Below are 16,581 nucleotides of genomic sequence, written 5' to 3' on the forward strand. Positions count from 1 at the left end.
ATTTTGATGATCAGAGCGTGACGATTTCGGCGACGGTGCTCAGATCATTGTTCGACGCGGGCTGATAACGGGCATAGTGGCCCATCACGACAGCGCCAGCATCGCAGGCGGCGGTGCTGACCGTGAGGCTGAGACGGGCATAGGCGAAATCGTTTGCAAGATCGAGGTCTTCCGCCCACAGGTCGATGATCGCCTGTTTATTGTCGTCGCTCCCGGCCTTCGTCAGCTGCGTGATGGCCGCATCGGTGACGTCTTTGGCACCCGTGCCGGACGCATCCGTAGCCTGTTCGATTTTTGCGTCGATGGTCGCAGACGCGCCCAGATCACCGGCAAGGACAATGGCTTGAATGGCCTGAAAATCGGACATCGAAATCCAGCCCGTCGTGTAGGTGCCAGCGGCATAAGCGTCCGCGTCGATCACACCGACCACAGCGGCCAGCGCAGAAGGGTTCAGAGTTTTCATCGGTTTATCTCCGTTGATGGGGATGAACCGTGGCGGAAAGAACCTCCGCCACGGAAATCATGCGTCAGGATCAGGCGCGTTCGGCCAGCGTCACGAAATGCGACAGCGTCGTTGCACCATTTTTCGGGGTCACCGGCTTGGAGAGATGCGGCTGACCGCCATAGCGGAACTGCCAGCGGAAGGCCTGCAAGCCGCGATCGAAATAGAGATGGATCGACGAGGCAAACTTGACGCCGGAGGTCCGGCGCACACCGTAGTAACCCTTCGGCGAAATCAGCTGGATATCCCCTTTGTCACCGAGGGTTTCAGCGAACGGGCTGAACCGGACAGGAAGCCCGAGAAGGAAACCACCGGGCGCATCCGCAAGACCGTTCGGCGGCATCCAGATCGGCTTGTCGCCGATGGTCATGAACATGAGTTCCGGCAAACAGTTCTGATTGATCAGCCAGAACGGCTTGTCGCCCGGAATGCGTTGCAGGCGCGCATACATGTTGACGATGTTCTTGGCCACGACGGTATCGGCGGTCTGACCGCTTTCCTTGGCAACCGTGATGATCGCGCTGGACTTCATCCAGCCAAGCGGCTGACCAACCCCGGTGCCTTCGACGATGGCAAGGTTCTTTTTCCACGCAATCGCCATGGCAGCTTTGGTGCCGAGGCGATTGTTGAGACGCGGTGCATCTTCGAGAAGCTCTTCGGTCGCAATCGCCAGCGTGTAAAGCTCATGCAACGGAACGCTGCGGCCCTCGTCGGAAAGCTGGCTCGCGGTCATCTGGGACTCCTCAGCGCGCCAGTACGCCTTGATACCTGCGGTGCCCCACGGCGTCGTCTCATCGGCGGAAAGCTTCACTTCACGCTTTTCGGTCGGCTCTTCGTCGATCAGCCCGCCGAATTCGTCGAAATCATTCACAAGCTCCCACACCGAGTCGCGATAGGCCGGCGGAAGTGCATAGCCCTCACCGGCATCACCGCCGCCGGTGTGAACCCCATCGACCGCCACAAGACGGTCGTCGATGGTCCCGCCACGCATACCTGCCCGCACAGCCCCGTGAACGGCGACGGCGAATTCACCGATATCCTTGAAGCCGCCGGTGGTTTCCGGGTTCAGATCGTTGACAGTGTTTTGCCCAGCGGGAGTGAGCGCGGTCGAACCCTTCATCGAGCGCCGACGCTCATCGAGCTTTTCACGCTCCTTGATGTCCTCTTCGACCTGCGCGATCTCGCTTTCGATCGCTGCGAATTTGGTCTCCTGATCTTCGGTGAACGTGCCGCCTGCGGACTCTGCCGCATCGACCATTTTCATACCCTCGGCCTTCAGTTCGGCGAGGCGCTTTTTCAGTTCTGCAAGCGTCTTCATCAAGCTCGCTCCTATTTGCACCGGGCAAAAACTCTCCGTCGCGATGCGCCCGGCGCGCACCGCTTCGGCGACCAAAGGTCTGTGAAAAATGTCAGATGACGCTCAGGCGCGCCCGCGCCGTGCGCGGCGTCAGGCGGCCCCGTTGCAGCCGCGAAATCGTATCTTCCAGCGTTCCGATCCGATCCGCCATGCCGAGACGCACGGCCTCGCGCGCACGGTAAGCGCGCCCACCACCGAAATGCTCTTTGGCTTCCTCCGGGTCTGCGCGCACCACACTGAGATCGACACCGCGATTGCGTGCCACGGCTTTTGTGAACAGGTCGTAGATGTAACCGATTTCCTCTTCTCGGTGCTTCATCGCGGACTCATCGAGCGGCCCGATTGCACCTTCGGCTTTTCGCGGCCCCTTCTTCATGACCGTGCGACTGATCCCTTTCATTTTCAGCGCCTCGGAAAGATCGTCGTGCATCTGATAGACACCAACGGAGCCAACACGACCGGAAACCGTCACCACGATCTCGTCAGCGGCAGAGGCCAGCCAATAGGCGGCAGAGGCGCAAAGCGGGTTCGCGACGGCAACAATCGGTCGATCGGCGCGACGCGCCTTGAACATCCGTTCGGCAGCTTCCGGCACGAAATCGACAATCCCGCCGGGGCTGTCGATATCCATGACGATTGCCTGTGCAGACGCATCTGAGGCTGCCGCATCGAATGCCTTCATGAACTGGTCCAGTGACGCACCACCCGACATGCGCGACATCATGCCTGAACGCGGCATGACGGTCCCATGCAGTTGGAGAACGTGAATGGGGCCCTGACGCCCTTGCCGTGTCTCAGCCGCATAAACCGGCTTTGCCTCATCTGCGGCCCAATCAATGCCCTGACCGGTCGAGGCGCGCACGGCAAGGACATTCACGATCTCCTGCGCCTTGTCTTCGTCGATCAACCAGATATGGGAGGCGGCAGCTGCCAGAATGCGGTCAATTTCATGCGGCATCTTTTACAAGCTCCAATCTTGGACGTTTGCCACGCGGCGTTTTCACGCTCTCGCGCAGGAAGGAAATGGAATTGTCGATGGAAGCCCGCTGATCGCGCTGGCGCTGATCAGATCCGGTTCCGACAGGAACCATATTGAGTGGCTCGACATAGCGGTCACCTGACGGACCAATGCCGTTTCGGCGCTCCATGCGTAGAATGTCATTGACACTGAGCCAACCCCACTGGCGACCCCGTGAATAGGCTTCGTAGCGTGTCTTGATATCGCCACGCAGAAGGCTTTCGACATTGAACTCGAACTTCATGTCGCTTTCCGCGATCAGGAACTTGTCGACTGAGTCTTCGATCAACTCAAGGATCGGGCGAAGAGCATCCGTAACGAATTCGAGGCTCTGATGTTCGATGTTCGAAAACGTGGCCCGGTCAAGAATACCGACCTTGTGAGGCGGGACGTGAAACAGGCGACAAAGATCAAGCCACAATTCCTTGCGGGTCTCAAGGAACTGTGCCTCCTCAGAGGTCAGCCCGAGACGCTGTGGCTTCATACCATATTCGAGGATGGCCGGTCTGTGACGATTGCGACCAGAGACCCACCTGCTCCACGCCTGCAACCAGTTTTTCTTGCTCTCAGCATCCTTGAAATTGCTCTCCATCGAAAAGGCGTATGGCGGCGTCGCATCGTTGGCAAAAAGGATATTGGCATATCGCTGCAAGGCAATTGCAACGGCCACAGCCTCTTTCCCGTCATCAAGGATTGGAGACGTCCCCTTGATGTCGTCGACCAGCGGAGGAAGCGGGATGTGCCACACCTCATCCTCCAAAAGCACCCGTTCAATGCCCCAACGATCTGTGTGCCGGAAACGCTTTGTCCGATCTGGCAGTTCTTCGACCTGAGTACGACCAGGTTCAAGACGCCAAAGTTCCTCAATCGTATATCCATCATGAGCGAACTTTTTCTCCGCAAAGAAATCACCCTCGGAGTGCAGATCATCGACCATCTGATAGATGAAAGACGTTCCGGTATGGCGCGGATTCGGATTTGTCAGAAGAGTTGCGATCTGATGATTGTGGACACGCTCCACCGTGTCCTCATCCACTTGGCGAAAGACACCGCATTCCAGTCCTGACACCGACCCTGACAAGGTGTGAAGGCAATCTCTGATCACCGGCACCTTGCGTGCCCGCGCCACGCTTACCGTCACGTTGATCTCGCTGCGACGCGACGGGAGACTGTCGAAATAGCGATCATCTGTCGGGTCACGATCAAGGCCATCAGAGGCGATCATCCGAGATCCGAACATGTCAAAAAGACCCATCAGCCCACCACATAGTCAGAAGGAATAACAATCTCTCCGCCACTGCCTGCGACGGGGTTCCAGCTCATGAGCTGTACGGCGTTGAACATCGCCATGAGGGGGTCGATTTTGGCCGTCCCGCTCGCCTGTTTCGTCACGATTACCGCGTTGCCGCGCGCCTCTGCTTTCGCATTGCCGACACACCACGTCATGAGGCGCTGCCCGCAATGGATCATTTTTCCGCTCTTGAGCTTGTTCGGTGCGGTCTTGATCGCCCCGTTCAGCTTATAACCTTGGCTTACTGCCCGGATGTCAGTGATGGCAAACCCCACATCAACAAGAGCATCAATCAGTGCACCTACGCCTTCCGGGTCCATGCCGAGACCATCCGCCTCAGGAAGTTTTCCGGCCTCTCTGATAGAAAGAAATAACTCCGCCAAATCTGGGTAGGCTTCCTCTTCGAGATTGTCGACAAAGACCAGATCACCGATCTTTTCGAGTTCCAGAAGCTCCGGCGCAATGGACTGGCGAAGCGTCATAACATCGCGATCCGCCCAAGCCTTCGCCCAGCCCTGCCAAACCTTTGTTTCGCGGTGACGCCCAAGAATGTAGGCCCCAAGAAGGTCATCGAGGCCGCCACCGTCGACGCCTGCGACAACCACCTCTGACGTCTCAATGATCTCTTCGAGCGTCAGTTTCGGTCGCGCCGCTTTCTCCCAATAGTCGGCGCCAACCCAGCGCCCAGTTTTCAGACCAATACCAACCTGCACGTTGAGGTGCTGGGAGGCAAAAAGCGCCAGCGCCTCTGGTCCATCATTTTCCGCCGCGATCAGGTCATCGGCCAAATCCTGAGCATGGACAGAGCGCCCCAAGTTCGGGTTCACGAGTCCCCATGTTTCGCGGTCGCGCCACTTCTCCGCCTCTGCCATGTCTTCCGGCAACTCATAGAGAACGGCCAAAAGTGGCAAATTCAGATGCCCATCGCGCACGGCACGCGCCCGTTGCAGCTCCTTCTCAAACTGCCCTGTTGGGCGGTCCTTTGATTGCGTCGTAATCTGAAGGAGGAATCCTTCAGGACGTGATTTCAAACCACCACGAAGCTCTAGGAAGACGCCAGGTGCCTTAGCCTTGCTGCCGAGAACGTGGGTTTCATCAATGAGGATGAAACTGGCTTTCGACCCGGTGACCACGTCACCGTCAGCCGAAAGGATTTTAATTTCCGCATTGGTCGTCAGATGCGTGATGCGCTTCAAGTTTGTCTGCACTTTGAAGATTGCAGACAGATCAGGATCGAGGTCGATGATCCCAGACGCCTGTTTAAAGGCGATATGGGAGATTTCTTGTGTCGGCGCGATCAAAAGCAACTCTGCGCCTGGTCGTTCATTCAGAATGGCCGCCGTGACGATGATCGCCGCCGCGATGGCCGATTTCCCGTTCTTCTTTGGAACAAGGAGAAAAAACTCCTTGATCATCCGCCGCTTGGTCTCCGGGTCATAGCTTCCGAAGATCACACGGACGAAATCAAATACCCAATCGTCACAGACCTCGCCATAGGTCGGATTATCGATCAGGTCCGGGACTCTCAGCCGTTTAAAAATCCGAAGTGCCTTCTCAGCCACCTCATCGAAAAGCGGCAAGGTCGGCAAGAGCGACCTCTTGTTCAGAAGGCGAGATTTCCAATCAGGCACAGCCGTAGACCACGCCGGATCGCGCGCGGTCAAACCCGGATCGAGAACCTGCATGTCAGTTCGGGCGCGACTTAAAGCCCGGCGTTAGGTCACCACCCCATAGAGATTGATCACCACCACTTACGGCCTGTTCCGCCGCCGCCCGCGCCGCCTCTTTTTTGCCGAGCTTGGGCACTTTCTTCGCCTCATCTGCTTTCGTCTCTCCATCCCCTTTGAAGCGCATATCAGCCAGCATCGCGTCGTTCTGCTCAATGAGGTTTCCGAGGATACGCATTGCACCGACGTTGCCGTCTTCGGATTTCTCCATCGCCAGCATCAAACGACGCGCCATCAGCATATCGCGAGCAACCTCACGAACTTTCAGCTCGGATCTAAAATAGCGTTTCAAAGTCGGTGTTGAGATCGACTTTCCCGTTCTCGGATCAACAACGACAGACGCGATTCGGTCATTCGTCCATCCCATAGCCAGCAACATACTGACTTTGTTTGAGTTTTCTTTAGTCCACTCAAACGAAGGGCGACCGCGCTTGTCCTTGCGATCATAGACAGGATCGCCAAAGAGGTTGAAACCGATGACCTCGGCGGAATTTTCGTCTGTCATAGAAAAAAAATCTCCGCATGAGGGGGACACGGGTTTCCGGTCTGGAACCTTCCAGACTTTTCACCCCCCCCCTCCCCCCTGGGATCAGACCTCGCCGCGCTTCTCTTGTCCCTGCTTCACCTTGTCGTGCCATTCCTTCGACACCGCGCGAAGGTTGTTCACGTCGAAGAACAGATCACGATTGCCCCTGTGAGGAATGATATGATCCACGATTGCGCTATTGGGTTCCCACTTGCCACCAACCAACGCGACACCGGTCGCTTGACAGGTCCATGCGTCACGCTTCAACACCTCGCGCCGCAGCCTCTTCCACTCTGCCGTGTTATACCAATTGGTTGAGCGTCGATGCACATCGTCACCGCTCACCTCACGCCGCTTCGACACCAGACGGGACTTTGCCCCACCGATCCGAGACGGCAATGCGCGACCAGCCAAACGTCCCATGACAAACTCCAATCGACCCGATTACCCATAACCCAGAAACGCGAAAGCCCCGCACATTGGCGGGGCTTGTAGCTATGAAATCAAAGCGATTATCGTTCCTCAGATCGCAGTGCAGGCGTGTCAGACGTGGCGTTTCTTCAACCCGTCCTCGCCGCCCACCCTATCGGGTATCTGTCCGACCTGCGGAGAGCACACCGATCATGAGGCTATGCCGGGCAAGCTACACCCGACATTTCGAATGGGTCAATACCCTTTCTGACCAAGACCCACCAGATCGCACCCACGCGCCTCCACAAGCGCATCGTGCGAGAACAGCCTGAACCGCACCTTGACGCCACCTTTCGACGTGATCTCGACCACCTCACAATGATGGCCGACGAACGGTCCCGCCCGGAACATCGCCTCTGCCCCAACACGAACACGACGCGCCTGCAACGCCCGTCGCGCCCTCTCCTCCTGATCCGCCTCGCGCCTCTCATCTCGCACCCGCATCTCGTGCAGAGACGCCAGCCGCTTCGGCCCGAGCACACCCCACTCACCATTCGTCAAAGTCAAAGCACCGTGCAGGAACGGTGCGGCCAGCACCCGGTGACAGATCGGATCACCGCCGAAGCGCGCGAACACATACCCCGGCAAATATCGACGGTCATATTCGCGCTCGACACCGCGCACCTTGGACTTGCGTCTGGTGACCGGATGAAACGCATAGACCCCGCGCGCCGCCAACCACCGCTCCGCCTGCACCTCCTGTTGCGGTCGGCACAACAGCGCGTACCAGCGCTTTGCCCCCGGATGGAACAACGCACGATCATCCGAAACCGACTCCACAACGTCACCCACTTTCAAACCGAGGTATGACCCCACAACCGTTCCCATATGCATCACGCCGTCCCCTTTTCCGCAGCACCGTCGCCGCCCATGTTTCCGATCTCTTCACACTTTCGAATGACAGCCAGACGACGGTCGCGCCACGCCGCATCGCCAGACGAGACATCTAGCCCCTGCGACAAGCGTCGCTCAATCTCCCGCATTTTCCGCATCGGATCCTCCGCAGCCTTCTTGATCTGATCGACCTGGAAATTCCGGGGCCACGCCCGCTTTTTCATATTGCGCACCCCGGCAAGAAGCTCAGGAGCCCAACCCTCCGCAATCGCCTCACGCCCGAGACTATGCGCAAATATTGCCCGGATCAGAGGCGATGCACTGTCCTCCGGTTGCTGATACTTCAGAGCACACTCAAGGATTTTCTGCCCGATCGGGAAGCGGTCGTGGTCCTTGCCACCGGCCAAACCCGCCGCCTCTTCCTCAAGAGCCATGAGATTGTCAGCACTCATATAGGCCAGCTTCTGACACAGTTCGCGCTTCATCGCCTCGAACTGATCGACCTTGAGCGCCGTTGGCCTGCCAAACCCACGCCTCTCCAAAGGCTCTACCAAACACGCCATCACCAGCGCCTCACCCTTCGCCTGTTCCTGTGCATCCATCTCACTGGCCCTTTCTCAGCAAAATTCCGACTTATCCACAGCATGCACCGTTTGATCGTCCGGCGATTGCCAATGTCCTTTTCAATGTCTCTGTCTATGTCCCTGTCGTGCAGGACAGTCTGAGAATGTCCTAAGACTGTCATGAACTGTCTTTAGGACACTTTCGGACAGTTATTCTTGCCCGCGAAACCCGAGCTTTAGACGGTGATCAGCCCATGCCCTGATCCCCTTTTCAATCCATCTCGACGCGCGATAACCGATACCCTGCTCAAGGAGCCATTCATCGACCCATCGCACCGCCGCATCATTCTCCGCCATCTTGGCGTCATACCCTGCCATTGAAATCCTGAGACGCTGCAACCGCTTCGCCGCATTGGCCGCCTCGCTCTTTGCGCGATTGTCCTCGCGCCGCGCCATGGCGTCATTCAGCGTCCGCAACACCATCGGGTGAAACAGACGCACCTCGCCACCATCGCACTCGCAGCGTGACCAATTGTGCAATGGCCCGTAAGGCAGACGACACAGGGTCTCGAACCGGTCGCGATCCACCATGAGCATCTTTGCCAGCAACACGATGTCATCCGGCAAAGTCCCGATCGGCGATTGATCGTAGGAAATCCAGATCAGATCTAGGTAATGCGCCCGGCACTCCGCATCGCCCCTCAACCGCATGTCTGAATTGAGCCATCGCCTGCGCTCCCACGGCACGAAATGGTGGCTGTCGAGACGATCCTCGATTCCATAGGGATAGATGGGCAACCCATCCACCTCTTGACCTCCCACCACACTCAGCCCCTGCATCGCATTGCCTCCCCGGCCCGCTGCATCCGGTCGGCGAACCACTCGCTTTGCAGCCGGGTCACATAGCCCCGCGCCGCGTTCGAGATGGCCCGCAATTCCGGCGTGACCACCTCCATGCCAAACGCCCCGCGATAGCGGTCATGCTTCCCCATCCGCCACGCAAGAAGCGCGGGCGCGGCCTTCTGGCCCACGCGCCGAAACTCCTGTTCATCCGCCTTGCGACAGCCCTCGCAGCAATAGCGCTGCCACGGCCTTTGCGGCACGAATGTCGCGGAACAGGACGGATTGAAACAGACCCAGAGCGGCGCACGCCCCGGCACCTCGAAATCCGACCCCACGACCATGTGAAACGGCTCCGGGTCGAACCGAGCGCCGGAATGCGCCGCCGGTGCGTTTTCAAACACCATATTCATGATCCGATCCCCCGCCCGCCGGTCCAAACGGCCTCAGGCGGCATATTTTCGAGAGGGTGCGCAGACAGGCGCTCAAACTCCCCTTCGGGGAATTGCAAGTTTGTCAGATCGCGCATGTCGCGCATCACGCGGCACAAATCCTGCGCCACAAGGGCACTGCTGCCCGGTTCAAGCTCATGATCCAAAACCATGAACCCTCCCCAGCCAGTCAGGCCCCAATAGGCCGCCTCAGACGGGTATATCTTCACCCGCGCCGTGCCATAAATCAGATAGGATTTTCCCACCGCACAGGGCCGCACCTGGGCGGCGCAGAGATCGCGCGCATAGCGCACCATCTTCCCGTTATGCACCACAAAGGCCACGTCATGCCCCAGCATCGCCACCCGCGCGCATTTCAGCAACAGCGCGGCAGTCTGGCCCTTGATCGGATATTCCTCGAACCCGTGATCCCTCATGACACCACCTCGACCGGACGCGAGACAGGACGGGACGGCGCAGGCAGGGCCTCGACCATCTCGATCAGATCAAGCAACGCGCGTGGCTTGCGGATGCGGTAGCGGACAATCGCATCTCCCACCCGCCAATCTGGAAGAGACGCCCAAACAAATGCGCAACACATTCCCGGCGGCGGTGCATCACAGGCGTTTTGAATGCCCTCCTCCTCGCGCCCTGACAGGCTCACAACCGCCATATAGCAGCCCAAAAGCTCAGGACGTGGCGTCCCATCATGCTCAATCCACGGACCCCATTCCTCGCTCATAGCAAAGCCTCCTGCACCTGTGCGGTCAGTTGCGGACCAGTCGCACCGGCAGAGGCCACCGCCTTACGCACGCGCTGAACCGCCATTTCGAAATATTCCGGGTTCTTCTCGATCCCGATCACACGCCGCCCGGTCAAAGCCGCAGCCACCAGCGTCGTTCCGCTCCCCATGAACGGGTCAAGCACAAGACTGTCCGGGGCTGTAAAGTCCAAGATCAGGTCTCGCATCAACCGCCACGGCTTTTCGGTCGGATGCCCTCCATGCCGGTCAGGCGGGTTCGTCAGATGGGTGTAAACCCCACGCTTTCCGCCAGCATTCCAGCACGCATATCCAGACCCACACCACGCTACGACAAAACACTCTGCCCCTTGCGCCGGTCCCTGCCCGTTCAGCTGCGGGGTGCTGTCCGGCTTGATCCAGATGCAGCCCCGCTTGTATTTGATCGGCGACGGGTTGATCACGTCCGCCCACCGCGCAACGCCTTCGATGGTGCAAAACACAATCAACCATCCACGACAGATTTCTGCGGCCAATGCGGTGAATTCTCCGCGCACCTCGTCAATACCAGAGAAATCAAGAGAGCGGAGCTGAACGCCTCCGTCTGTGCGAAGGTTTCGATCCTTGAGACCGTTTTTGACGTCATGCAAAGACTGTTCATACGGCGGGTCCGACACGATATGATCCACCGGGCCAATCTCGCTCATGACCTCCAAAGCATTGCCAAGGATCAACCGACACGGCCCGATCTGCACGTCTTTGACGATCGCACTCATCACGCCCGCTCCACCCGTTCACAACCCGCCAGAACCTCGCGCCCCCGCGCCGTCATCGCGACGAACACACTGGCCCCAGACCCCTTGCTGCGCGTCACAAGCCCACGGGACTGCATATCCCCGGTACACCACATCACGGATTTGACCCGACCGCCCCCAAGCGCCTCGGCAATCTCACCGACCGTCAGACCCCCGACACGCCCGCCAAGCACCGCCAAAATCTGTGCCGCAAGACTGGCATGCTTCACATAATTGGTCGCGCCCGTGCGTGACACCGGAGCCAGACCGCGATGACCATCCGCCACAGCAGCCGCCACCATGCGCTCCCCGATCTCGCCCTCATACATCGAGGCCACACGCACCCATGCCCGCCCGACTTCGCGCCCCATCGAGGATTTCTGCGACACAGAAGCAAAAGGCCGTGCCACCACGGCTGACACCACATCGAAAGACATCACATCACCCTCCGAACCAGAGATCCGGGCACAGGTGCAGCAGCAGGAAGAGAAAGAACGACCGCCGCACCCGGCCCCGGAGTTGGGAAATGGGGAGCACGTTGTGCAGGCGACCACGCTCCCCCGGTATGGCCTGTTAGAGGACGAAAACCGACGCCCTTGCCTGCCCGTCTCGAATGAAAAGCGCCGGAGGCGCGAGCAGCAACCTCCGGCAAGTCACCGACGATCCCACGCGTCAGGTTTTCAGGCTCATATGAGATCGCGGTATGAGAAGTCTTGTGGGGCATCACCGCACCCCCGCCTTGCGCGACAGAACCGCCCGAAACGCCACCGCCGCCTCAATCAGTTCGTCAAGCTCGACCAACTGCGCCTGCGCCTCGCGGGCGGTGTAATCATGCGGATTCTGCGATGTCGACGAATGCGCCTCCGCATGCTTTGCCAACACGTCGGAAAACTCCCGCGTCAGCCGATGCACATCCGCAGACGTCACCCCCTTGAGATCGACCGGATGAAACACACCCCCTGCCAGATGTGCGAAATGCTCCGCGACCGGCACTGCCGCCTCAGGCGAAATCCGCCCCAACGTGTCGAGGTAATTGACACCAATCCCTCCGGGCCGGTGCTCGCTGCGCTCTGTCCCGTAGGACAGTGTCGACACCGCAACACCGAGATCGACCGAAGCCGATTCAAGCCCGCCGACCGCGCGATAGGCGGAATGAACGGCACTCTGAATGGAACCGGGACGATGGTCACGCATGACAAACCTCCGCGCCTGTCGCTGCACCCGCACAACCGAATGCTGCATGTGAAAATTCTTGCGCCGCTTTCACATGACCCTCGCGTCGCAAAATGCGACACAGAGCCGGGAAAGACGGCAGGCGGGCCGGGGTTCCGCCCCACCCGGCCCGCCCTGTGCCAGCCACGCCAACATGGGAGGAGAGAATGGCCGACAATTCGAATGTTTTGAGAGATGTTGACATCACACAGCTCCAACCAGACGATAGGCGGCGTGACGGGTCGCACCCCGCCACGCCAATCCACACGCGCCAAATCGCAAAGGAAAACGCGCATGGACAACTCGTTTGGACAGGGCCTCAACGGCCTTGCGACTGTCGTATCTCAGAAATGGTTTGCCGCCATGGGCCTCGCCGGAATGATCCTGTTCTTGACCACTCTGGTTATCCCCATCCCGTCCGATCCGGTTGTGGCCGGGTGCGTCGGGCTGATGATGATGGGATGGGGCTTCGGTCAGACGGAATGCAGAACATTCCGGAACGACTTCATTCCAAGATACAGGCTGATAATTCCCGCTTGGCGCTTGACCGTGACCGGAGCCATCATGTTCGTCATCTGCATCGGGGCCGCAATCCGGCTGGCGATTTATCTCTTGTAATTCGACCCACCAGCCAACCGGAAAAACAATACTCTCCCCGGCTTCAATGCGCCGCCGCAGATCATTCAATTCAGCCTCGTGCTGCGCCATGCTTTTGAAGTGATCGGCGACATAGACGATGAATTTGCGAAAGACGGTCATGCGGCACTCTCCCGCCCCGAAGACGACTTCAAGGAGGCATGTCGCGCAGCCAGACGGCACAGATCATCCGACGTAACAGCATCCGCACCATGCCTGCTTTTCGAGGCTTCGACGATATGCATGAAGTAGACGCCGCGAATGCTGTCAAGCTCATGCCACTTGTTCACCATTGCAAGCGTGACACCGACCTCAGCGGCACAATCCTTTCTGGACGGCCACGCCTCGATCACATCTTTGAAGGTCATGAATTTGGTCATTCCTCGACATAATGGACATTTCTTCCATTCGTCAAGATGGATATTTCTTCCATCGACGTTTCTTCTACGTCTGCAAGAATGCGGCCAAACAACAAAGTGAGGCGCCAATGAACCCACACAGCCCATTTAATCCGAAATCCGTCGGGCGACGCCTGGAAGCCTTGAGAGAGCACCACCACCTGAACAAAGCTGATTTTTCCGACTCGGTTGGAATTGACCGGTCGAGCTACATTAAAATCGAGCGAGGCGATAAGCCGCTCAAAGCTGAAATGGCATATGCCATATCTGAAAGATGGGGCGTTTCGATGGATTATCTTTATCGTGGCCGTCTGACAGAATTACCTGCACCTTTAGCCGACAGCCTCATGAGAAGCCTCACAAAAGGTGACCTGTAAGCAATGTCGATGGAAACACCGAAAGTTTCAGAGACCCAAAAAAGAATGCGTTCTTCCGAATCATAAGACATAAAATTCACACCCCCACCCATGCGTTTTTTGATCATGGGTCAACTCACCAAAATATTTCAATGGAAGTTTTTTCCATTTTATAAATTGACAATGGACATTTTTTCCATAGTCTGCACCTCCATCAGCCGCCGAAAGACGCACCCAGCCGGGCGCAGATCGCGGCACTTCACGATGGAGGCCACTTATGGCACATACCTTCACCACCGACACGCCAGATCCCCGCGCCGATCTACACGGCCACGGCCTGATCTACGGTCTGGACCCGCTCCGCGTCGATCACGCGAAAATCATTGCCGCCAATCCCGAAGATCACCCGGCCATGCGCCGTGCGCTGGCCTTTGCCACGCTCAAAACGGCACGCGGTGAAACCGTCGACCGCAAACGCATGATCGCCGCCGTCATGGCCGCCTCCGGCCTGTCCGTCGTGGATCGGATCGAGGTGTCGGCATGAAATCCGATCCGATCCAGCGCATCCTCAACCGCATTGATCCGCACACCACGCCCTTTGCGACCTGCCATGACGTGCTGATGAACGAGGCGATGGAGACCGGCGGCACTTACACCGTCGCAGACGACGGTCGCACCGTGATCGACATCCATCGCCTCCGCGTGACGAGCAGAAACGAAACCGACGCAATCCGCCTCTGGCTCCGTGCCGCCGCCACATCGCTCAGCCGCAAACAGGAGATCACATCATGATCGGCACCATCACCCACACGATCGCGGACCATGAGGCCAAAGGACAGATCATCCGGGCCGCTTTGTCGCGCGCACTGGCAGGTGAAATCATCCTGTCTGCCATGGAACATGCGCCGCCTCAGATGATCGAGGATCTGTTCACCACGGCTGGCGGTTCCATCCTCCAGGACGCGCCCGGCGCACCGGCAAGCGTCTTCCATCTTGGCATTGAGGAATACCACACCTCGCAGGCGCATCTGGCAATCTATCTCTGGGCCGAACGCGCCATCGAGATCTCCGAATACATGGAAATCGCCGATCCTCTGACGCTCTTTGTCGGGATGTGGATGGATGCGCCGCTGGACAAGCTCTCCGAAGCGATCCGCGCCTGTTGCGACGAGGGAATGGGAAACGTCAACACCCCGCCAGCCGGTCAAAACCGCACCGGCACCCACCTGTTCGAGATCGACTTTCTGGGCGTCAACGCCACCGGCTTTACCGAGATCGAAGCCGCCAAAAACTGGCGCACCGCCGCGATCTCCGTCGCAAGCGCAAAGGAGGCCGCGTGATGTTCTATGTCGCTGCTGTCCTCTCCGGCTTATGTGCCGTCTCCGCCATGGCAAATGGTCTTGTTTTCTTGAAATTAGGCATCCGGAACAACTTTCTTGCATTCATTTGCGCAAGCCTGATGGCCATTGGATTTGGCCTCTGGGCAGGAAGTTTTTGACATGACCGCCCTACCCCCATTCGCCCGCTTCTGGATGGTCGCCCGCAAACCCTCTGGCCCCGGATCGAAAACCGAGCCGCGCCAGCGCTACAGCACCGTCGAAGACGCCCGCGCCGCCGCCTCCGATCTGGCAAATGCCAATGACGCACCGTTCATCGTGCTCGAAGCCGTCGAAATCATCCGCCCCGGCGACACCGCAGAGGGGCGCTTGCTGTGACCCACCTTGCCGACATGCCCTTGCCGCAACAGGCCGGAATCCTCTGCAACGACCCGCGCTTTCAGAAATTCGCGGCCACACGCAGCGGATTTCCGGGCGGACAATTCACCGCTGAGGCCTCCGCCGAATACCTGCGCCACGTCTGTAACATCGAAAGCCGCCGTGAGCTTGCCACCAGCGAGATCGCCCAAACCAAATTCGCCGCCCTGCGCACCGAGTTCGACGCATGGACCGGCAAAATCGCAAACCAGAGGTGAGAAATGCTCGACATGACCGAAAGTCAGCCCCCGATGAAAGAGACCGATGCCGACCGCGAGGTGCGCGACAAAGCCTATCGCGTGACCGCCGACGAGTTGCGTCAGTTTGTCGAGCGTTTCGAACGGCTTGAGCTTGAGAAAAAGGACATCGCCGATCAGCAGAAAGAGGTGATGTTCGAGGCCAAAGGGCGCGGCTACGACACCGCCGCAATCCGCAAGCTGATCGCGCTCCGCAAGAAGTCTGCCGACGAGATCGCCGAGGAAGAAGCGATCCTTGACATGTATCGCGAAGCGCTTGGCATGCGCTAACCCACCACACCGCCCCGGGCGTCACCCCGCGCCCGCCCTCGAAAGCCGTGCCTCCCGTGTTGGGCAAGCGGGAGGCAACAAAATCAAAATCGGAATTCGAATGCTTCTTTTGCTGACCATCCTCATTGGGGCGCAACCGCCCCCGAACAGTCACCCAGCCTACGGTCTGCCCATCGACCGAGGCGCGATGCGGGACACGATGGGACGCGTTCTCAGGCGCAACAACCGGCAACCGCTTCGATGTATGGCCGAAGTATGGGGCCGCCTGAGAGGCATAGTTTCAAATCCCGCCCCACCGCATCGGGGCGGGTAGTTCAGAAGGAAAACGACGTGGCACAAAAAGACAAATCAGAGCGCTACAAGAGCTTCGACGTAATGCTTCCGCAAGGTGCGCGATCTCGCCACCTGAAAGCCGTTCAAGCCATGGAGTCCGCAGACGAGCTTGTCCCCATCGACGCCCTCGAAGGGACGTCTGCGGAACTGCGACAGGCGATCAAACATCTGCAATCCGCCACCGAAAACCTGTCCGAGCTGATGGCTTACAGAAAAATGATCGGCATCGACTGACCCACCGGTGCGGGCCGACAGAGCGCGGCCCCATCCCG

The 16,581-nt window shown here is 58.6% G+C and carries 27 protein-coding genes; 9 read left to right on the plus strand and 18 right to left on the minus strand.

Annotated features, from left to right (window positions below; all coding sequences use genetic code 11):
- Positions 1-10: 10 nt before the first annotated feature.
- The 18 genes from CEW89_RS08450 to CEW89_RS08535 all read right to left on the minus strand — a co-directional run bounded on the left by CEW89_RS08450 (position 11) and on the right by CEW89_RS08535 (position 13,309).
- Positions 11-463: a hypothetical protein gene (locus CEW89_RS08450; protein ID WP_096805587.1), complete on the minus strand. Its 453-nt coding sequence runs from the start codon at positions 461-463 to the stop codon at positions 11-13.
- 70 nt (positions 464-533) lie between these two features.
- On the minus strand, positions 534-1,820 hold the full coding sequence (locus CEW89_RS08455; protein WP_096805588.1) for a phage major capsid protein: 1,287 nt from the start codon (positions 1,818-1,820) through the stop codon (positions 534-536).
- Between the two features lie 91 nt (positions 1,821-1,911).
- Complete coding sequence (locus CEW89_RS08460) at positions 1,912-2,817, minus strand: S49 family peptidase (RefSeq protein WP_096805589.1); 906 nt, start codon at positions 2,815-2,817, stop codon at positions 1,912-1,914.
- Positions 2,807-4,132 (minus strand): phage portal protein, encoded by a 1,326-nt coding sequence (locus tag CEW89_RS08465; RefSeq protein WP_096805590.1) that lies wholly within the window; start codon positions 4,130-4,132, stop codon positions 2,807-2,809. The genes CEW89_RS08460 and CEW89_RS08465 overlap by 11 nt, the downstream gene beginning before the upstream one ends.
- Entirely contained in the window at positions 4,132-5,757 is a 1,626-nt protein-coding gene (locus CEW89_RS08470; RefSeq protein WP_244906175.1) for a terminase large subunit, read from the minus strand. The genes CEW89_RS08465 and CEW89_RS08470 overlap by 1 nt, the downstream gene beginning before the upstream one ends.
- A 97-nt stretch (positions 5,758-5,854) precedes the next feature.
- Positions 5,855-6,400 carry a helix-turn-helix domain containing protein gene (locus CEW89_RS08475; RefSeq protein ID WP_096805592.1) on the minus strand — a complete coding sequence of 182 codons (546 nt, stop codon included), beginning with the start codon at positions 6,398-6,400 and terminating at the stop codon, positions 5,855-5,857.
- A gap of 84 nt (positions 6,401-6,484) precedes the next feature.
- Complete coding sequence (locus CEW89_RS08480) at positions 6,485-6,844, minus strand: HNH endonuclease (protein ID WP_198403519.1); 360 nt, start codon at positions 6,842-6,844, stop codon at positions 6,485-6,487.
- A 243-nt stretch (positions 6,845-7,087) separates the two neighbouring features.
- Positions 7,088-7,672, minus strand: coding sequence for a transcription termination/antitermination NusG family protein (locus CEW89_RS08485; protein WP_157779794.1), 585 nt, complete (start codon positions 7,670-7,672; stop codon positions 7,088-7,090).
- 53 nt (positions 7,673-7,725) lie between these two features.
- On the minus strand, positions 7,726-8,328 hold the full coding sequence (locus tag CEW89_RS08490; RefSeq protein WP_096805594.1) for a hypothetical protein: 603 nt from the start codon (positions 8,326-8,328) through the stop codon (positions 7,726-7,728).
- A 171-nt stretch (positions 8,329-8,499) separates the two neighbouring features.
- Positions 8,500-9,129, minus strand: coding sequence for a hypothetical protein (locus tag CEW89_RS08495; protein WP_244906176.1), 630 nt, complete (start codon positions 9,127-9,129; stop codon positions 8,500-8,502).
- Positions 9,117-9,542, minus strand: coding sequence for a hypothetical protein (locus CEW89_RS08500; protein WP_096805595.1), 426 nt, complete (start codon positions 9,540-9,542; stop codon positions 9,117-9,119). Before CEW89_RS08500 ends, CEW89_RS08495 begins: the two co-directional genes overlap by 13 nt.
- Positions 9,539-9,997, minus strand: a complete 459-nt coding sequence (locus CEW89_RS08505) for a hypothetical protein (protein WP_096805596.1) — start codon at positions 9,995-9,997, stop codon at positions 9,539-9,541. Before CEW89_RS08505 ends, CEW89_RS08500 begins: the two co-directional genes overlap by 4 nt.
- Complete coding sequence (locus CEW89_RS08510; protein ID WP_096805597.1) at positions 9,994-10,302, minus strand: hypothetical protein; 309 nt, start codon at positions 10,300-10,302, stop codon at positions 9,994-9,996. The genes CEW89_RS08505 and CEW89_RS08510 overlap by 4 nt, the downstream gene beginning before the upstream one ends.
- Positions 10,299-11,075, minus strand: coding sequence for a DNA-methyltransferase (locus tag CEW89_RS08515; protein WP_096805598.1), 777 nt, complete (start codon positions 11,073-11,075; stop codon positions 10,299-10,301). The genes CEW89_RS08510 and CEW89_RS08515 overlap by 4 nt, the downstream gene beginning before the upstream one ends.
- Positions 11,075-11,530 (minus strand): hypothetical protein, encoded by a 456-nt coding sequence (locus tag CEW89_RS08520; RefSeq protein ID WP_096805599.1) that lies wholly within the window; start codon positions 11,528-11,530, stop codon positions 11,075-11,077. Before CEW89_RS08520 ends, CEW89_RS08515 begins: the two co-directional genes overlap by 1 nt.
- A gap of 286 nt (positions 11,531-11,816) precedes the next feature.
- Positions 11,817-12,287 carry a hypothetical protein gene (locus CEW89_RS08525; RefSeq protein ID WP_096807173.1) on the minus strand — a complete coding sequence of 157 codons (471 nt, stop codon included), beginning with the start codon at positions 12,285-12,287 and terminating at the stop codon, positions 11,817-11,819.
- A gap of 222 nt (positions 12,288-12,509) precedes the next feature.
- Positions 12,510-13,064: a hypothetical protein gene (locus CEW89_RS20750; protein WP_157779795.1), complete on the minus strand. Its 555-nt coding sequence runs from the start codon at positions 13,062-13,064 to the stop codon at positions 12,510-12,512.
- On the minus strand, positions 13,061-13,309 hold the full coding sequence (locus CEW89_RS08535) for a ferredoxin reductase domain-containing protein (RefSeq protein ID WP_157779796.1): 249 nt from the start codon (positions 13,307-13,309) through the stop codon (positions 13,061-13,063). Before CEW89_RS08535 ends, CEW89_RS20750 begins: the two co-directional genes overlap by 4 nt.
- A gap of 23 nt (positions 13,310-13,332) precedes the next feature.
- On the opposite strand from CEW89_RS08535, the gene CEW89_RS08540 reads away from it, so the two are divergent.
- The 9 genes from CEW89_RS08540 (at position 13,333) to CEW89_RS08575 (ending at position 16,543) form a co-directional block, all read left to right on the plus strand.
- Positions 13,333-13,716 (plus strand): helix-turn-helix domain-containing protein, encoded by a 384-nt coding sequence (locus CEW89_RS08540; protein ID WP_244906177.1) that lies wholly within the window; start codon positions 13,333-13,335, stop codon positions 13,714-13,716.
- Positions 13,717-13,972: 256 nt separating this feature from the next.
- The gene (locus CEW89_RS08545) at positions 13,973-14,239 is read left to right on the plus strand and encodes a hypothetical protein (protein ID WP_096805602.1); all 267 of its coding nucleotides are present in this window, start codon (positions 13,973-13,975) and stop codon (positions 14,237-14,239) included.
- Positions 14,236-14,487 carry a hypothetical protein gene (locus CEW89_RS08550; protein WP_096805603.1) on the plus strand — a complete coding sequence of 84 codons (252 nt, stop codon included), beginning with the start codon at positions 14,236-14,238 and terminating at the stop codon, positions 14,485-14,487. The genes CEW89_RS08545 and CEW89_RS08550 overlap by 4 nt, the downstream gene beginning before the upstream one ends.
- Positions 14,484-15,035 carry a hypothetical protein gene (locus tag CEW89_RS08555; RefSeq protein ID WP_096805604.1) on the plus strand — a complete coding sequence of 184 codons (552 nt, stop codon included), beginning with the start codon at positions 14,484-14,486 and terminating at the stop codon, positions 15,033-15,035. The genes CEW89_RS08550 and CEW89_RS08555 overlap by 4 nt, the downstream gene beginning before the upstream one ends.
- Positions 15,035-15,193 carry a hypothetical protein gene (locus CEW89_RS20755; RefSeq protein WP_157779797.1) on the plus strand — a complete coding sequence of 53 codons (159 nt, stop codon included), beginning with the start codon at positions 15,035-15,037 and terminating at the stop codon, positions 15,191-15,193. The genes CEW89_RS08555 and CEW89_RS20755 overlap by 1 nt, the downstream gene beginning before the upstream one ends.
- Position 15,194: 1 nt before the next feature.
- On the plus strand, positions 15,195-15,410 hold the full coding sequence (locus tag CEW89_RS08560) for a hypothetical protein (protein WP_096805605.1): 216 nt from the start codon (positions 15,195-15,197) through the stop codon (positions 15,408-15,410).
- On the plus strand, positions 15,407-15,667 hold the full coding sequence (locus tag CEW89_RS08565; protein WP_244906178.1) for a hypothetical protein: 261 nt from the start codon (positions 15,407-15,409) through the stop codon (positions 15,665-15,667). Before CEW89_RS08560 ends, CEW89_RS08565 begins: the two co-directional genes overlap by 4 nt.
- 12 nt (positions 15,668-15,679) lie before the next feature.
- Positions 15,680-15,976 carry a DUF2312 domain-containing protein gene (locus tag CEW89_RS08570; RefSeq protein WP_244906202.1) on the plus strand — a complete coding sequence of 99 codons (297 nt, stop codon included), beginning with the start codon at positions 15,680-15,682 and terminating at the stop codon, positions 15,974-15,976.
- Positions 15,977-16,306: 330 nt separating this feature from the next.
- Complete coding sequence (locus tag CEW89_RS08575; protein ID WP_096805607.1) at positions 16,307-16,543, plus strand: hypothetical protein; 237 nt, start codon at positions 16,307-16,309, stop codon at positions 16,541-16,543.
- The last annotated feature ends 38 nt before the right edge of the window (positions 16,544-16,581 follow it).

Origin of the sequence: Celeribacter ethanolicus (assembly GCF_002407265.1) — a bacterium.
Classification (GTDB): domain Bacteria; phylum Pseudomonadota; class Alphaproteobacteria; order Rhodobacterales; family Rhodobacteraceae; genus Celeribacter; species Celeribacter ethanolicus.

Excerpts from the sequence above, each read along its gene's own strand:
- CEW89_RS08520 (WP_096805599.1), bottom strand. The coding sequence starts at position 11,530 with ATGTCTTTCGATGTGGTGTCAGCCGTGGTGGCACGGCCTTTTGCTTCT.
- CEW89_RS08460 (WP_096805589.1), bottom strand. The coding sequence starts at position 2,817 with ATGCCGCATGAAATTGACCGCATTCTGGCAGCTGCCGCCTCCCATATC.
- CEW89_RS08480 (WP_198403519.1), bottom strand. The coding sequence starts at position 6,844 with ATGGGACGTTTGGCTGGTCGCGCATTGCCGTCTCGGATCGGTGGGGCA.
- CEW89_RS08475 (WP_096805592.1), bottom strand. The coding sequence starts at position 6,400 with ATGACAGACGAAAATTCCGCCGAGGTCATCGGTTTCAACCTCTTTGGC.
- CEW89_RS08465 (WP_096805590.1), bottom strand. The coding sequence starts at position 4,132 with ATGGGTCTTTTTGACATGTTCGGATCTCGGATGATCGCCTCTGATGGC.
- CEW89_RS08510 (WP_096805597.1), bottom strand. The coding sequence starts at position 10,302 with ATGAGCGAGGAATGGGGTCCGTGGATTGAGCATGATGGGACGCCACGT.
- CEW89_RS08540 (WP_244906177.1), top strand. The coding sequence starts at position 13,333 with ATGGACATTTCTTCCATTCGTCAAGATGGATATTTCTTCCATCGACGT.
- CEW89_RS08500 (WP_096805595.1), bottom strand. The coding sequence starts at position 9,542 with ATGAATATGGTGTTTGAAAACGCACCGGCGGCGCATTCCGGCGCTCGG.
- CEW89_RS08555 (WP_096805604.1), top strand. The coding sequence starts at position 14,484 with ATGATCGGCACCATCACCCACACGATCGCGGACCATGAGGCCAAAGGA.
- CEW89_RS20755 (WP_157779797.1), top strand. The coding sequence starts at position 15,035 with ATGTTCTATGTCGCTGCTGTCCTCTCCGGCTTATGTGCCGTCTCCGCC.
- CEW89_RS08455 (WP_096805588.1), bottom strand. The coding sequence starts at position 1,820 with ATGAAGACGCTTGCAGAACTGAAAAAGCGCCTCGCCGAACTGAAGGCC.
- CEW89_RS08560 (WP_096805605.1), top strand. The coding sequence starts at position 15,195 with ATGACCGCCCTACCCCCATTCGCCCGCTTCTGGATGGTCGCCCGCAAA.
- CEW89_RS08450 (WP_096805587.1), bottom strand. The coding sequence starts at position 463 with ATGAAAACTCTGAACCCTTCTGCGCTGGCCGCTGTGGTCGGTGTGATC.
- CEW89_RS08545 (WP_096805602.1), top strand. The coding sequence starts at position 13,973 with ATGGCACATACCTTCACCACCGACACGCCAGATCCCCGCGCCGATCTA.
- CEW89_RS20750 (WP_157779795.1), bottom strand. The coding sequence starts at position 13,064 with ATGACCGTCTTTCGCAAATTCATCGTCTATGTCGCCGATCACTTCAAA.
- CEW89_RS08550 (WP_096805603.1), top strand. The coding sequence starts at position 14,236 with ATGAAATCCGATCCGATCCAGCGCATCCTCAACCGCATTGATCCGCAC.
- CEW89_RS08515 (WP_096805598.1), bottom strand. The coding sequence starts at position 11,075 with ATGAGTGCGATCGTCAAAGACGTGCAGATCGGGCCGTGTCGGTTGATC.
- CEW89_RS08495 (WP_244906176.1), bottom strand. The coding sequence starts at position 9,129 with ATGCAGGGGCTGAGTGTGGTGGGAGGTCAAGAGGTGGATGGGTTGCCC.
- CEW89_RS08570 (WP_244906202.1), top strand. The coding sequence starts at position 15,680 with ATGACCGAAAGTCAGCCCCCGATGAAAGAGACCGATGCCGACCGCGAG.
- CEW89_RS08505 (WP_096805596.1), bottom strand. The coding sequence starts at position 9,997 with ATGAGGGATCACGGGTTCGAGGAATATCCGATCAAGGGCCAGACTGCC.
- CEW89_RS08525 (WP_096807173.1), bottom strand. The coding sequence starts at position 12,287 with ATGCGTGACCATCGTCCCGGTTCCATTCAGAGTGCCGTTCATTCCGCC.
- CEW89_RS08535 (WP_157779796.1), bottom strand. The coding sequence starts at position 13,309 with ATGACCTTCAAAGATGTGATCGAGGCGTGGCCGTCCAGAAAGGATTGT.
- CEW89_RS08490 (WP_096805594.1), bottom strand. The coding sequence starts at position 8,328 with ATGGATGCACAGGAACAGGCGAAGGGTGAGGCGCTGGTGATGGCGTGT.